Source organism: Luteibacter sp. 9135, from assembly GCF_000745005.1.
Classification (GTDB): domain Bacteria; phylum Pseudomonadota; class Gammaproteobacteria; order Xanthomonadales; family Rhodanobacteraceae; genus Luteibacter.
Window position 1 is genome coordinate 3015526 of sequence record NZ_JQNB01000001.1, and the last position, 14903, is coordinate 3030428.

Here is a 14903-nt window from a genome sequence, read left to right on the forward strand (position 1 = left end):
TTAAGCGCGCCGACGTGCCTGACGCGCTTCCATCCACTCGTACAGCACCGGCAGCAGCACCAGCGTCAACAGGGTAGAAGTGATCAGCCCGCCGGCCACCACGGTCGCCAGGGGACGCTGGGTTTCCGCGCCTACCCCTTGCGAGAGCAACATGGGGACCAGGCCGAGGATCGCCACCGTGGCCGTCATCAGCACCGGTCGCAGCCGCAGCAGGCTGCCCTGGATCACCGCTTCGCGCAGGTCGCCCGCCGCATCGCGTTGCCTGTCGAGGAAGCTGACCAGCACGATGCCGTTGAGCATGGCGACGCCGAACACCGCGATGAAGCCGACCACGGAAGGCACCGACAGGTATTGCCCGCTGACGAACAGCCCGACCACCCCGCCGATCACCGCGAACGGCACGTTGGCGAGGATCAGCGCCGCGTGCCTGAACGACTGGAACGCGGTGTAGAGCAGCACGAAGATCAGCAGGATCGTCAGCGGGACGATCAGCGCCAGTCGTTGCATGGCGCGCTGCTGGTTCTCGAACGCGCCACCCCATGCCGTGTAATAGCCGGTGGGTAGCGCCAGTTCGCGCGCCAGGCGTGTTTCGGCCTCCCGGACGAAACCGTCGATGTCGCGACCGCGTACGTCCAGGCCGATGACGGCGAAGCGTTGCAGCGCCTCGCGGCGAATGAACGAGTAGCCGTCCGCCTGCGTCACCGTGGCTACCTGCGCGAGCCGTACCAGCACGCCGGATGGCGTGCGCAGCGGAATGCGCCCGATCGCCTCGGGCGACGCCTTGCTGGCGTCGTCCAGCCGCACGGCGATGTCGAACCGGCGCACGCCATCCACCAGGCTGCCGACGGCCTGGCCACCGATGCCGTGGCGCACCACGGTGAGGATGTCGTCCGCGTTGAGCCCGTAGCGGGCCATCGCTGCCCGGTCCACCTCGATGCGCAACTGCGGCTTGCCCAGGTTGGCTTCCAGCGACAGGTCGGCGGCACCGGGCACCGTGGCCAGGATGTCGCGTGCCCGGGCGCCCAGACGATCGAGCGTGGCCAGGTCGTCGCCGTAGATCTTCAGGGCCAGCGTGGCGCGCACGCCGGAGATCAGTTCCTCGATGCGCATCTGGATCGGCTGCGTATAGCTGACCACGGCCGTGGGCAGCGCGTCTTCGAGTTCCTTCTGCATCGTGGCCTCGATGCTGGCCAATGTCTGGCCGGGGCGCCACTGCGCGGCGGGCTTCAGCGGCGTGTACACCTCCATATAGTTCACGTCGGCCGTCTCGCCCTTTTCCGCGCGTCCGATCATGGCCAGCGTGGTTTCCACTTCCGGCACCGTGGCGCGGATGCGTTCCGCGACGCGACGCGACACGTCGATGGACTCGTTCAGCGAAGCCGAGGGAATCGAGGTGATCCGCCACATGATCGCGCCCTCGCGCAGCACCGGCATGAATTCCTTGCCCAGCAGGGGAAACAGTCCCATCGCGGCCACGAGCAGCAGCAACGAGGTTGCCAGTACGCCGCGGCGATGGGCCAGCGCGGCGCGCAGCACGCGCTCGTAGCGACGCTTCAGCCACGCCACCAGCCGCGTGTCCTTCTCGTCCCCGGGCTTGAGCAGCACCGCCGCCAGCACCGGCACCAGGGTGAGGGCGAGCAGCAACGACCCGGCCATGGCGAAGCCGATGTTGAACGCCATCGGCCGGAACATCTTGCCCTCCAGGCCTTGCAGGCCGAACAGCGGCAGGAAGACCACGATGATGATGAGGATCGCGAAGGCGATCGGCGCGGCCACTTCGCGCGCTGCCTCGCGCACGGCGCCGCCGCGGTCGACGACGCGGCCCTGCGCGGCGTGCTCGCCCATGATCCGGTGTGCGTTCTCCACCATGACCACCGCGCCGTCCACCATCATGCCGATGCCGATCGCCAGCCCCGCCAGCGACATCAGGTTGGCCGACAGGCCCCAGCGGTCCATGCCGATGAAGGCGATCAGCATGGCCAGCGGCAGGGTGGTTACCACGATGAGCGCGCTGCGCCACTCGCCCAGGAAGACGAACAGCACGACGGCCACCAGCAGCGCGCCCTCCAGCAAGGCGCGGGTGGCCGTGCCGACGGCGGCGTCGACGAGGTCGGTGCGCTCGTAGACCGGGCGCACCACGACACCCGGCGGCAAGGCACGGCGGATCGTCTCCAGTTTCGCTTTGACCGCTTCCACCACGCTGCGTGCGTTCTCGTCGATGCGTGCCAGGGCCTGGCCGAGGACGACTTCCCGGCCATCGCGCGTCACCGCCCCGGTGCGCGGCGCGCCGGCCTCGACCACGGTCGCCACGTCGCGCAGGTAGACCGGCGTGCCGTCGTCGCTGCGCAGCACGATGGCGCCCAGGTCGGCGGCGTCGCGCAGCAGGCCCACGCCGCGGACCAGGTATTGCTCGCGTCCCACGTCGATCGCGTTGCCGCCCACCTGGGCGTTGTTCGCCTCCACGGCCTGTAGCACGTCCTTCAGGCCGAGCCGGTAGGCGATCAGGCGCTGCGGGTCGACGCGCACCTGGAACTGGCGCTCCTGGCCGCCCCAGGAGGTGACGTCGTCGACACCGGGCGCACTGCGCAGGATCAGGCGCACGGTCCAGTCCTGCCAGGCGCGCAGGTCCATGTCGGACACGGCGCCGTTTTCGCTTTCCACCGTGTACCAGAACACCTGGCCCAGTCCCGAGGTGTTCGGTCCCATCTCGGGCTTGCCGTAGCCGTCGGGCAGTCGCTCCGCGACCTGCTGCAGGCGCTCGTTGACCAGCTGGCGCGCGAAGTAGATATCGGTGTCGTCGCTGAAATACACCGCGATGTACGACAGCCCGAACAGGCTGACCGAGCGGATCGTCTCCACGCCGGGAAGGCCGGCGAGCGCCGATTCGACGGGTGTGGTGAGCAGGCGCTCGACATCTTCCGCGGCCAGCCCGGTGGCTTCGGTGTAGACGTTCACCTGCACGGGCGTTACGTCGGGAAAGGCATCGATCGGCAGGCGGCGCAGCGCGCCCACGCCCAGCGCGGCTATCGCCAGCACGCCAAGGATCACCAGCAGCTTGTAGCGCAGCGACAGGTCGACCAGTCGGGTCAGCATCATTCGTCTCCCAGCTGCGAGCGGAGCAGGCGTGCTTTCAGCACGAACGCGCCTTCCCTGGCGTAGCGGCTGCCGGCTGCCACGCCGCGCCGGATGGGCGTCCATCCGCCCCGCGTCTCGCCCACCTCGACCGGCGTGGGCTCGAACCTGCCGTTGCTGCCGCGCACGAAAACCGTCGCCTGGTTCTGCAGCAGCACCACCGCGTCGGCGGGCACGGCCAGTACCGTGTCCGAGGCGCCGGTGGCGATCCGCACGTCCACCGGATCGCCGGGATGGAGCAGGTCGTCGCGGTTGTCCACGCGAAGCCGGATACCGGCCGTTCGCGTGCCCTCGTCGGTGCGGTGCGCGCGCTGCACGACATGGGCCGGCCATGTCCGGCCCTGCGCGGCGATACTGGCCTCGGCTCGCGGTGTGATCTGCGCCGCCACGGCGGGAGGCAGCTGCGCTTCGACCCAGACGGTGTCCTCGGTGACCACGGTGAACAGTGTCTTGCCGGGTTCGACGCGTTCGCCGACGAGGAAATCGTCGCTGGTGATCCGGCCCGCGCGGGTGGCGACCAGCTCGAAGCGGCCATCCGCTGCCGGCGAACCGCGCCGGAGCATGCCTGCGATCTGTGCGTCGCCCAGCCCGTAGGCGCGCAGTGCGGCGCGTGCCTGGTCGCGGGCCACCTGCGCCTCGGCATAACGGCGGCCGGAGACGGCCTGCGGCCCCAGCGCCGAGACGCGCGCCCAGTCCTGGCTGGCGACGATGAGGCGCCCCTGCGCCTCGGCTACCTCGATGCTGGAAAGCACCACCAAGGGGTTCCCGGGAGCCACCATGTCGCCGAGCCTGGCCTTGCGCTCGATCACCTGGGCGGTGACGCGTGGTGACACGAGCACGGTGGCATAGGCGTCGATCCGGACCTCGCCGGGGGCGACCACGGTCTCGGCCATGGCATGGGTGCCGAGCGTATCGACGACGATGCCCGCGTCGGCCATGGCCTTGTCGTCCAGTGCGAGGGGAAGGTCGGTCGCGCCGGCCTGCATCGTGGCCAGTGCAAGGCCGATGACGAGTGCGATGCGGCGCGCGGAAATACGGTGGGTCATGGGTTGGCATCCTGTGCGGGGCCGTCGATCCAGTCGCCGAGGCGGCCGGTGGCCACGAGGTAGTCGAACCACGCCTGCCAGGTCTGGGTTTCCAGGGCGAGCGTGGCGAGTGCGGTATCGAGGTGCTGGTTCAACTGCACCAGGTAGTCGGAGGTATCCAGCTCCCCCGCCTGCCAGAGGCGCTCAAGCAGCAGCGTGCGCGGGCCGGTGGGTTCCGCACGCAGGCGGCGCAGGGTGTCGGCGGTCTGGCGCAGCGTGCGGTAGGTGTCGGCGGCCTGCCGCAGTGCGGAGGCGGTCTGCCATCCCACGGCCTGTCGTTGCGCCAGGGCCGCATCCGCCTCGGCCTGCGCGGCGGCGATCTCGGCCCGTCCACTGTTGCGCACGGGCAGGGCGATGGCCAGGCTCAGCCCGATCACCGGATCGCTGCGGGCGCCGCTGCGCACGCGGCCGCCGGTGAGGCTGACCACGGGATCGGGTACGCGGGCGCGTCGCGCCACGTCCACGGCGGCGTCGCGGCGACGTTGCTCGGCATAGGCCTGCGCCAGTTCGGGGCGTTGCTCCGCCTCCCGCGGCACGATCCCATCGGGTGGTGGAGGCAACCCCTCGGGCAGGGCGGGCAGCCCGGTTTCCATGCCGTCGCCGAACGCCGCCAGTGTCGCCATGGCCGCAGCCTGCTGGCCTTCCAGCGAGGCCTGCGCGATGCGTGCCTCGGCCAGGGCGAGGGCGGCCAGGTCGCGCTCGGGTGCACTGAGGTCGCCGACCTGCAGTCGTCGCTCGGCAAGGTCGTCGAAGCGCTGCATCGCGGCCACGCGTTCGCGGCCCAGTGCGTCCTGTCGATGCAGCAGCCCGACGGATGCCCAGGCTTTCAGCCACCGCACAGCTATGTCGCGGCGGCGCAGGGCATAGGCGGCGTCGCTGGCGGTCAGCGCGGCGTTGCTTTCCTCGACCCGTGCCCGCCGTTTGCCGCCGATATCCAGCGCGAGGCTGGCCGAAGCGGTGCGACGATCGACATCGGCGTTTTCGCCTTCGAGCGAGAGGGTGGGGTTGTAGACGGGCTGGTCGGCTGCGCGGATACGGGCCGCGGCGGCACGCCGTTCGGCGTCCGCGGCCTGCACGTCCGGGCTGCGGGCCCATAGGGCGTGCACGCGATCGCGCAGGGCGGGTGGCGCCGAGGTCGGCAGGTCAGGGAGCGACGCGGCCTGTGCCCGGGCGGCGAGGCACAGGTAGGCGCACGCAGCGGCGTGGAACACCGTACGCAGGTGGGACATGGGTGGATCTCCGGAAGAACGTGCACGGATCGACGTGGCCGCTGAGGCGGCCGGCGTCGCGCGGTGGGTTCGTCAGGCGATCGGTGGGCGGAGCGGGGAGCGGATATATGCCGAGACCAGCACGGCAGCCGGCTTTACGGTGGCGTGCGTGTGGGGCACGCCCGCGAGTATCGCGGGCAACGCGGAGGGCATGGCGACGTTGTGGGCGCAGCTGCAATGGCAGCCGGCACCCTCGTCGAGCACGCAGGTGTCACCGGGGGCGGCCTCGGCCGTCGCAACGGCGATGTTGCCGTCTGCGATGGAGGCCACGCGGGGGCCGTCGAGCAGGCAGAACGTGGCCATGGTGAGCTTGAACAGCAGCACCGCGAGCGCCAGCGCCCACAGGCCGCGCTGGCGGCGGATGCGGGAGAACAGGCGGGGCGGGTGCGGGTGCATGGGTGGGGATGCTAGAGGATGGGGGGCGGTTGGACAATCGTCCACATCGTGGGCTCCTACCGGGGTGTGCGCGTGGCTGAATGGGGTGGGGGGAGTTCGAAGTCGCGGTGGGCGTGGGGGTTGCCGGTGCGGCCGGCTTCGGCGGCCTTGGCGATGTTGTACATCTCGCGGGCGGTGACGTAGTGCAGGACGTAGTTCACGCCGTCGTTGTAGACGCGCTCGAGGTAGTCATGCATGGCGTCGGCGGGGGCGCCCAGCAGGGTGTCCATGTCGCGTTCCTGGGTGCCGTGGGTGTGCACTTTGACGAACACCCATTCGGGGCGGCCTTCGACGTGGATGCCGGTGTCCACCCACTGGTCGATGCGTGACGACGTCGGGGGGCAACCCTTGCGTACGTCCGAATTCTCGATGCGGGGGACGATGCCGAAGCGGCGATCCTTCCAGTTCAGGCCCAGCGGTCCCTGGATGATCAGCAGGTCGCCACTGGGCGTGCCGCCCACGCGCATCGGCACGCCGGTGTCGTGCGACTTGCAGCGGTGGGGATCGTCGGTGGCGTAGTAGATGGCGTTGGACATGCGCGTCTGCGTATCGCTGGGCGCGGAGGGCAGGGTGAAGTCGGCGTAGCAGCCCAGCTGGCGCAGCAGCACCAGCTCGTTGTTGATGCCGCACCAGCGGCCGTCCGCACGCGAGTTGTCCAGGCACCAGTTGCCGTGGATGAAGGCGAAGCGCAGCTGGCCGGTGATCGGATCGCGGGGCAGCGCGCCGTGGCGTTCGTGCAGGAGCCGGTTGAAGCGATCCATGGTGGCGAGGAAGTTGGCTTCGGTGTCGTTGTCGTGGTGCAGGTGGATCTCGATTTCGCCATGGCCGTCGGCACATAGCGACTGCAGCTTGTCCAGGTGTTCCTCCACGTATTCCTCCTCCGGATAGAAGAAGGTGTGCTGCGGCATGCGGCCGTCCGCGTCGCGGTGGCGTCCGGCCAGCGCGCGGTAGTCGGTGCACCAGCGATCGACCCGGCGGCGCTGCGTGGCCATGTCCACACGGCCCCAGTTGGGCTCGAAGTGATCGACGAAGCAGAACATCACGTGCACCGGGCCCTCGACCTTCGGCGGCTTGCGCCGGGTGAGGTAATCCCACAGCCAGTACTGCATGTTGCGCGCGCGGATGGCCAGCGTGAGGCCCGCGGCGGCCAGCAGCACGAGGAGGAGAAGGCATGCCAGGACGATCATGCGGCGGCTCCCGCCGGCACCAGCGTAAGCAGCTGTTCGGCGTTGTTGCGCCATTGCCGTTCACTGGCGATGTAGGCGCGGGCGGCGCTGCCCACGCGTTGCCGCTCCGCCGCGAGTCGGGCCAGCGTGAGCACGCGCTCGACGCAGGCGGCGGCGTCGCCGCGCGGAAACAGCCAGCCCGTGCGGCCGTCGGCGATCACCTCGGCGACCGGCGCATAGTCCGGCGCGACCACGGCCACGCCCATGCCCATGAATTCGAACAGCTTCATTGGTGATCCGTACGCGTTGGAGTTGGGCAGCACGGCGTAGTCCATGCAGGCGATCCAGCCGGCCACGTCGTCGTGTGGCACGCGCCCGGGCAACAGCACGCGGTCGCTCAACCCGCGCGCGGCGATCAGTTCGCGCACCGCCGGCAGGGTCTTGCCGTCGCCGACGAACACCAGCGCGAGTTCGGGGACGTCGGCCAGGCGGCCGGCGATGGCCTCCACGAAACCGTCCACGCCATGCCAGTGCGCGAACGCGCCGATGTGACCGCAGACGACGCGACCGGTGAGCCCGCGTTCCGCGCGCAGCGCGGCCACGTCGAACCGCGACGGGTCGAAGCGCGGCAGGTCCACGGCGTTGGGCGATACCACCGAGGGGGCGATGTCACCGTATGCGCGGCGCGCGGTATCGAGGAAATACGTGGAAATGAACACCAGTCCGCTCGCATGGCGCAGGCACCAGCCTTCGATGCGCTGCGCCAGTCCTGTCATGACGAGCGGGCGCACGCGATCTACCAGCGCGGAGTCGTTGATTTCCAGCACCAGCGGTATGCCGCGACGGCGCGCGAGCCAGACGGTGGCGAACAGGAACAGCGAATACCGCTCGTAGACCAGCGCCGGACGCGCGACGCGCCAGGCCCGGGTCATGCGGAACAGGGTGACGACGTTATAGAGCAGTTCGAACACCTCGAAGACGATCCCCGGCAGCCGCGTGACCATCGAGGCGACGCGTCCCCGTCCTGCCGCCGTGGCCGCGTGTTCCTCGCGTTCCGGATCGGCGCCGGGGAACGACATCACCGCGACGTCGTGGCCCAGCTCGCGAAGCGCCTGCACGATGCCGCGGATGTGCACGCCCTCGACATGACGCCCGCGCGTACGGTGGTGATAGAGGATCTTCATGGCGCGTCACCCTCCAACGCGGCGAAACGGAATCCGCCGTCGATCCATTCCGGCAGCATCACGTCCAGCGCCTGGCGTGCCTTGTCGGCGTCGTCGTGCATGAGCACGATGTCGCCGGGGGCGGGCGGCGTATCGCGCAAGCGTGCCACCAGCGCATCGACGGGGGCATCCTGGTAGTCGAGGCTGTCGTATGACCAGTACACGAGGTTGCGCTTGCGGCGGGCGAAGTGCAGCAGCAGCCCGGCACCCACGTAGCCGCTGGGGGGACGCATGCGGTGATGGGGGCGTTGGTCGAACCGGCGTAGCAGGGCATCGGTGCGGTACACCTCGTCCAGTTGCCTGCCGAGGCTCATGCGCCGGAACGACCAGTGGCTGTACGAGTGGTTGCCGATCATGTGGCCTTCGTCGACGATCCGCCGGACGATCTCCGGGTGCCGTTCGATCTTCTCGCCGACCAGGAAGAAGCTGGCCTTGACGCCGTGCCGGGCCAGCGTATCGAGCAGGGCGGGCGTGTGCGCGGGCTCCGGGCCATCGTCGAAACTGAGGTAGCGCAGCGAAGCGCCGCGGTGGCGGGTGGACACGAGGGCATCCGGCAACAGGCCGAGCAGTTCGTGTTTTTTCGGTTTCCAGGTCATAGGGGCGGGGGCAGTCGGTCGGCGCGTTCGGTGGAGGGGGCGGCATGGCGGGCGACCGCGTTCAGCAGCACGCGGTCGAGCCGGTCGATGTTGTCGTCCCAGCGGAAACGCGCGGCATGGGCGGCGATCGCCGCGGTGTCGAACGATCGCGCCAGCGCATCGCATAGCGCGGCGGCCAGCGTGTCCGGTCGGTGGGGCGCGACGAGGCTGCCCGCGAGTGCCGGCAGCACCTCGGGAATGCCGCCGACGCGTGTCGCCACCACCGGCGTACCGCAGGCCATGGCCTCCAGCACGACGTTGGGCACGCCTTCGTTGTGGCTGGGCAGGCAGAGCAGGTCCGCCGCGCGGAACCAGTCGGCGGTGGCCGCATGGTCCACGGCGCCGATCACGCACAGGGCGGACGCACAGCCCAGCGACGCGGCGCGACGCGGCAGGGCGTGGCGTTCCGCCCCATCGCCGACGAACACCAGGCAGGCGTCGTCGTGGATGCGGGCGACCTGGGCAAACGCGTCGAGCAGGTCGAGGCAACCCTTGGCCGCCTTCAGGTTGCCCACGAACAGCACGATCCTTCGATGCGCGGGCAGTCCCAGGCGTCGGCGTGCGTCGTCGCGGTCGCCGGGATGGAACAGTGCGGTATCCACGCCGTTGTAGAGGGTTTCCACCGTGTCGGCGCGTGCGCCCAGGGCGACGGCACGCGTCGCCAGCGCATCGCTGACCGCGACCACCGCGTCCGCCTCGCGCAGCGCCGGACCGATCTGCATACGGCGTAGCCGCGACGCGGCCTGCACGTTGATGTCGCTGCCGTGCACCTTGACCACGTAGGGGATGCCGAGCAGCCGCGCCACCCATCCGCCGGCCACCGCATCCGGGAACGCCCAGCTGGCCAGCAGCACGTCGTAGCGTGCGGCCCGCAGCGCGTGGCCGCGTTGCCACATCACGCAGGCGAAGAAGCACAGCGCGTTGAGGAAACGACCGATGCCGGGTGGGTGGTAAAAGGTGAAGCAGTCCTCGCCCAGTCCACTCACGCCGGTGGCGACGCGAGGGCCACGGCGCTCGCGAAAATCCACGGCGGTCAGCACGTCCACGCGGTGTCGCTGGCCCAGGCGCTGGAACTGCTGGCGATTGAAGGTGCCACGCCGCGGATCCCAGGGCGTGGGGAACAGGTTGGTCAGGATGAGGATCTTCACGCGGCGGCCGCGCCGCCGAAGTACAGCTGTCCGTAGCGCGACGCCATGGCGTCGAGCGAGCCGTGGGCTTCCACCCAGGTGCGCGCGGCGCGTCCGAGCCGTGCGGCACGTTGCGATTCGTGCAGCAGGCGCAGCATCGCCTCGGCCAGCGCGGGCGGATCGCAGGCCGGCACGAGGCAGCCCGTGCTGCCGTCGCGCACGATCTCCGCGTTGCCGCCGACGTTCGTCGCCACGATGGGCAGGCCGGTCGCACAGGCTTCCAGCAAGGCCATGGAGTAGCCTTCGGTGACTGACGACAGGGCGAACAGGTCCAGTCCCTGGAGCAGTTCGCGCACGTCGTCGCGATCGCCCAGGAAGTGCACGCAGCCGGCCACGCCCTCGTCGAAGGCGCAGGCGCGCAGCGTATCGCGCAGCGCCCCGTCGCCGATCAGCACCAGCGCGGTATCGGGGCGTTTGTGGCGTACGATGCGGAACGCACGGATCAGGCCTGCCTGGTCCTTGGTCCAGTTCAGCCGGCCCACGTTGCCGATGATGCGGGTGCCGGCGGGCACGTTGAGCAGTCGCGCCAGCCGCTCGTGCATCGTGTCGGAGGCGACGTCGAAGCCTTCCAGCCGGATGCCGTTGGGTACCACGCAGGTTTTCTTCGCCGGCGCGATGCCTCGGCGCACGGCATCCTGACGCGCGGCCTCGCACACGGCGACCACGGCGTCGGTGGCGCCCAGTGCGCGGCGGAACAGCCACTCGCGGCGTCCGCCCTTGCGGTTGGCGCCGCCCATGCCGTGCCGCGTGTTCACCACCTGATCGATGCCCAGGCCCGTGCTGGCCAGTACGGCCAGGTAATGGGCCACGGCGTTGTGCGTGTGCATGACCTCGGTGGCGTGCGCGGCAAGCAGCCGGCGGACGCGGCGCAACGCGCGCAGGTCGGGTCCCGGTCGTTTGCCGCAGGCGTGCACAGGCACACCGATGTCGGCCAGCTCGCCGGCCAGCGAGCCCGCCTCGAACAGGCAGATGACCTGTACCCGATGCCCCAGCCGCTGCTGTGCCCTGACCAGGTCGATGACCATGCGCTCGAGGCCGCCACGGTTGAGGTTTTCCACGACATGGCTGATGTTCACGAGGCCAGCTCCGAAACGGTGACACGCAGCTTGCCGCTGCGGGTGAGGGGAATATCGTCGACGAAGTGGCATTGCAGCTGCGCGCTGTCGCCCAGCGCCTTGCCCACTTCCCGGCGGATGTAGTCGACCGAGGCCTCGTCGAAGCCCGGGCCGCGCACAATCGACAGGTCGAGCCGGTCCAGTCGGCGCTGCACCAGCTGGAACCGCGTCACGCCCGGCACGTCCTTCATCATGTGCGGGAAGAATTCGCCGGGCAGCATGTGGCCCGCCGGCGTGCGGATGGCATCCAGGGTGCGCCCGTCCACGGAGGCCAGCAGGGGCAGGCCACGACCGCACGCGCAGCGATGCGTGGCATGGGTGGCCATGTCTCCGGTGACGTAACGGATGAAGGGCATGCCGCGGTTGAACAGGTCGGTGATCGTCACCTCGCCGCTGCCCTGGTGCACAGGCCGACCGTCCACCAGCGTCTCGACGAGCAGGTGGTCGGCGTTGACGTGCAGGCCGTCGCGGTGTTCGCACTCGGCGGCGATCAGCATGAATTCGCGGCAACCGTAGGTGTTGTAGGTGGGCGCACCGAACGCGCGTTCGATCAGGTCGCGCTGGAACGGATGCAGCGCCTCGGCCGCGCCGATGATCGACACCGGACGTGCCACGCGGCGGCCGGTGGCCAGCAGCCATTCGGCCAGCCGTACCAGCGGGCCCACGTAGCCGACGATCACCTCGGGGCGATATGCGTCGATCGCGTCGGCATAGCCGGCCAGGTTGTGTTCGCTCATGTGGAAGCTGTCGAGCAGGTGACGTGCGAACACCGCGTTGTAGAGGCGATCCTTCATCCGATGCGCGGTCGAGGTCTGCCCGACCGCGCCGCCCCACAGGAACAGCGTGCGCCGGCCCATGCGCGAGCCGGCCCATCCGTAGCCGCGCCACATCACCGCCACGCGGCGGTCGTTGCTCTCGCGCGTGAAGCCGAAACGCAGCGGCTCGCCGGTGGACCCGCCGGTGGTTTTGTAACCCAGCCCGGCCTTCAGCGAGGTGGCCTCGAGGTCGTCCGCGTTGGCGCGGATGTCCGCCTTGGTCAGTACGGGCAGGCGGGCGAAGTCGTCCAGGCTGCGGATATCCCCGGGCTGCATGCCCAGTTCGGTCCAGCGCCGGCGGTAGTAGGGCACCTCGCGCCAGCACCAGTCGATCAGCGCACGCAGGCGTTCCAGGCGCAGCGCCTCGATGCGCTCGGGCGCGAGCCATTGCTCGCGTTCGTAGGCGCGCATGTAGCGCGGGGTGGCGCGGCGGCGCAGGCCACCCTCGTAGGCCGGCCACACCACATGGCGCAGCAGGGCTTCGTAGGCGGTGCTCATACGGTCCTCAGCAGCACGGCGACCAGCACGAAGAAGCCGGCGATGGTGCCCATGGCGGCGGGCACCCAGCGCCAGCCGCCGTCGGAAAGCCGGAACAGCGGCAGCCCCGGCCAGCGCGCACGGGCGCCGACGTAGTAACCGGCGACCATGGCGGCGATCAGGTACATCACGATCATGTAGCTGCGGCTGAGGAAGAACGCGGCGGCGAACAGCCCGCACAGCGACAACAGCAGGGTCAGTGCCATCTGCCGCTCCGTGGCCCAGGCCGCCGCCGTCGCCGCATCGTCGCCGGTGGGGCGTACATGGCGCACGATCGTCAGCATCATGCAGAACCCGTAGCCGACGAAGGCCAGCCACAGCACGAAGCCGACGAAGCCGGTCTCGGCGATGACCAGCACGAACGAGTTGTGCGCGGTCAGTTCGTTGTATTCGGTGAAGTTGCCGGCACCCACGCCGAGGATCGGATGTTCGCGGAACATCTCCAGCCCGGCATACCAGGCGTCCACGCGTCCGGCTGCGGATTCCTCGCCGGCGTCCAGCTCGTCCATGCGCGAGGACAGCAGTTTCATCACGGTGAGGCCGACGATGCCGAGCACGCCGGCCACCGCCATGCCGCGCCGATACCAGACATAACCGCCGGCGACGACCAGCACGGCCAGCATGGCGCCACGCGAATTGGTCAGCAGGATGCCGTAGAGAAGCAGGGCCGCCGCGGCCAGCCAGGCCAGGCGCAGGATGCCCCCGCCGCGCCGGCCGAGGAACACGGCCATGGGCAGCGTGGCGGCGAACAGCAGGCCCAGGTCGTTGGGATCGTTGAAGATGCCCACGTACTGGATGCGCCCGCCCTCGCCGATAGGGGTGCCGGTCCAGCCCATGCCGGTGCCAGCCTGTTCCACGCCGTGCAGCGCCAGCACCACGGCGCAGACGACGAAGACGGCCATGGCCGCGCGGACGCGCCGCTGCGTGCGGCAGGCGGCGCCCAGCACGAAGAATGCGATGACCGCCGGGCCGAAGCGGGCCAGTTCGTCCAGTGCGCCACCGGTCCAGCCGTTGGCCACTTCCGAGACCATGAGGACCAGCAGGAAGACCGGCAGGATGATGAACTGCGGCGCCTGGAAGGTCTTCTCGCGTGAGGCCAGCCAGCAGGTGAAGGCCAGCAGCAGGACCACCGGCAGGATCGGCACGGTGTCCAGGCCGGGCACGTAGTCCTGCGGGCGGATGATCGTCAGTACGACATACAGCAGGATCAGCGCGAACATGGTTGCGCCTGTGGCGGATGGGCTTCGTGGCGGGTGGTCGGGTAACTCATCAGCCGTGGCAGGGCCAGCATCGCGGCGAACCAGCCCGGGCCCATGTTCGCCTCCACTGGCAGGCGGTTCAGCGCATAGCGGTTGACGCCGGGTTCGGGGTTGGTGCCGCAGACATAGCTGCAGGCCAGCCGGAAACCCGCACTGCGCGTGGCCGCGATCACGGCGTCGCTGTAGGCGCGGTCGCCGCCCACGGGATACGACATGAGGATGGACGGCGTGCCCAGCTCGCGATCCAGCGTGGCCTTGGATTCGCGGATCTCGCGCTCCATCACGTCCTGCGGCAGTCGGGCCAGCATGCGATGGTGCACACCGTGCGAACCGAACTCGAAACCAGCGGCGCTCATCTCGCGTGCCTGGTCCCAGGTCATGGGCCGGCACGCGGCCGGACGCGCGTCGACCGACGGCAGGTTCCATTCCTGTTCGAGGCGTTCCGTCATGGCCGTCTGCGCCAGCGCGTCCAGCCACTTCATGCGCAGCAGCACGTTGCCGGCGATGCGTCGGCGCGAGTCCCGGTCCGGTGGCAGCGTGATGTCGATGCCCAGGTCGGGCAGCTCCAGCCGCGGCGCACCCGTGACCAGGATCATGTGCACCAGCCAGTCGTAGCCGTAGGGACGCCCGCTGTCGAGGTGCCCGGTGGAGACGAAGAATGTGGCGGGCACGCCTGCCTCTTCCAGGATGGGCGCGGCGACATGGTAGTTGTCGTCGTAGCCGTCGTCGAAGGTCACCGCGACGGTGTCCGGCGGCAGCACCTCGCCCGCATCCAGCGCCTCGACGATGTCGGTCAGCCGCATCGGCCGGAAGTGCCGCGCGAGCCAGCGCATCTGCTCGCGGAATTCGTCCGGCGGCGTGCTGATCAGTTCCATGTCGAACGCGTACGTAGCCGGGTCCGGCAGAGGCATCACGCGGTGGTAGGCCAGGATGCGCAGGTCGCGTTGCCACCAGGCGCGCACGCGTTGCAGCGGCGTCAGCAGGCCGCTGGAATAGCACAGTTCTCCCAGCCGGCCACGCATGCCGGGGGCGCCACGGACGGGCAT

The 14903-nt window shown here is 69.8% G+C and carries 12 protein-coding genes; all 12 read right to left on the reverse strand.

From position 1 onward, the window contains the following. The 12 genes from FA89_RS13145 to FA89_RS13200 all read right to left on the reverse strand — a co-directional run bounded on the left by FA89_RS13145 (position 1) and on the right by FA89_RS13200 (position 14903). Positions 1-3093: an efflux RND transporter permease subunit gene (locus tag FA89_RS13145; RefSeq protein WP_036144283.1), complete on the reverse strand. Its 3093-nt coding sequence runs from the start codon at positions 3091-3093 to the stop codon at positions 1-3. Continuing rightward, the gene (locus FA89_RS13150) at positions 3093-4178 is read right to left on the reverse strand and encodes an efflux RND transporter periplasmic adaptor subunit (RefSeq protein WP_036141039.1); all 1086 of its coding nucleotides are present in this window, start codon (positions 4176-4178) and stop codon (positions 3093-3095) included. Before FA89_RS13150 ends, FA89_RS13145 begins: the two co-directional genes overlap by 1 nt. Beyond that, the gene (locus tag FA89_RS13155; RefSeq protein WP_081916549.1) at positions 4175-5446 is read right to left on the reverse strand and encodes a TolC family protein; all 1272 of its coding nucleotides are present in this window, start codon (positions 5444-5446) and stop codon (positions 4175-4177) included. Before FA89_RS13155 ends, FA89_RS13150 begins: the two co-directional genes overlap by 4 nt. Positions 5447-5518: 72 nt before the next feature. Further along, the gene (locus tag FA89_RS13160; RefSeq protein WP_036141042.1) at positions 5519-5881 is read right to left on the reverse strand and encodes a hypothetical protein; all 363 of its coding nucleotides are present in this window, start codon (positions 5879-5881) and stop codon (positions 5519-5521) included. 56 nt (positions 5882-5937) lie between these two features. Then, positions 5938-7107, reverse strand: coding sequence for a hypothetical protein (locus tag FA89_RS13165; protein ID WP_036141044.1), 1170 nt, complete (start codon positions 7105-7107; stop codon positions 5938-5940). Further along, positions 7104-8270: a glycosyltransferase family 4 protein gene (locus FA89_RS13170; RefSeq protein WP_036141045.1), complete on the reverse strand. Its 1167-nt coding sequence runs from the start codon at positions 8268-8270 to the stop codon at positions 7104-7106. Before FA89_RS13170 ends, FA89_RS13165 begins: the two co-directional genes overlap by 4 nt. Then, the gene (locus tag FA89_RS13175; RefSeq protein WP_036141047.1) at positions 8267-8905 is read right to left on the reverse strand and encodes a polysaccharide deacetylase family protein; all 639 of its coding nucleotides are present in this window, start codon (positions 8903-8905) and stop codon (positions 8267-8269) included. The genes FA89_RS13170 and FA89_RS13175 overlap by 4 nt, the downstream gene beginning before the upstream one ends. Next, positions 8902-10092 carry a glycosyltransferase gene (locus tag FA89_RS13180; protein ID WP_036141049.1) on the reverse strand — a complete coding sequence of 397 codons (1191 nt, stop codon included), beginning with the start codon at positions 10090-10092 and terminating at the stop codon, positions 8902-8904. The genes FA89_RS13175 and FA89_RS13180 overlap by 4 nt, the downstream gene beginning before the upstream one ends. After that, on the reverse strand, positions 10089-11207 hold the full coding sequence (locus tag FA89_RS13185) for a glycosyltransferase (RefSeq protein ID WP_036141051.1): 1119 nt from the start codon (positions 11205-11207) through the stop codon (positions 10089-10091). The genes FA89_RS13180 and FA89_RS13185 overlap by 4 nt, the downstream gene beginning before the upstream one ends. Then, positions 11204-12559, reverse strand: coding sequence for a phenylacetate--CoA ligase family protein (locus tag FA89_RS13190; RefSeq protein WP_036141053.1), 1356 nt, complete (start codon positions 12557-12559; stop codon positions 11204-11206). The genes FA89_RS13185 and FA89_RS13190 overlap by 4 nt, the downstream gene beginning before the upstream one ends. Beyond that, positions 12556-13818: an O-antigen ligase family protein gene (locus FA89_RS13195; RefSeq protein WP_036141055.1), complete on the reverse strand. Its 1263-nt coding sequence runs from the start codon at positions 13816-13818 to the stop codon at positions 12556-12558. The genes FA89_RS13190 and FA89_RS13195 overlap by 4 nt, the downstream gene beginning before the upstream one ends. Then, the gene (locus FA89_RS13200; protein ID WP_240003894.1) at positions 13806-14903 is read right to left on the reverse strand and encodes a polysaccharide deacetylase family protein; all 1098 of its coding nucleotides are present in this window, start codon (positions 14901-14903) and stop codon (positions 13806-13808) included. The genes FA89_RS13195 and FA89_RS13200 overlap by 13 nt, the downstream gene beginning before the upstream one ends.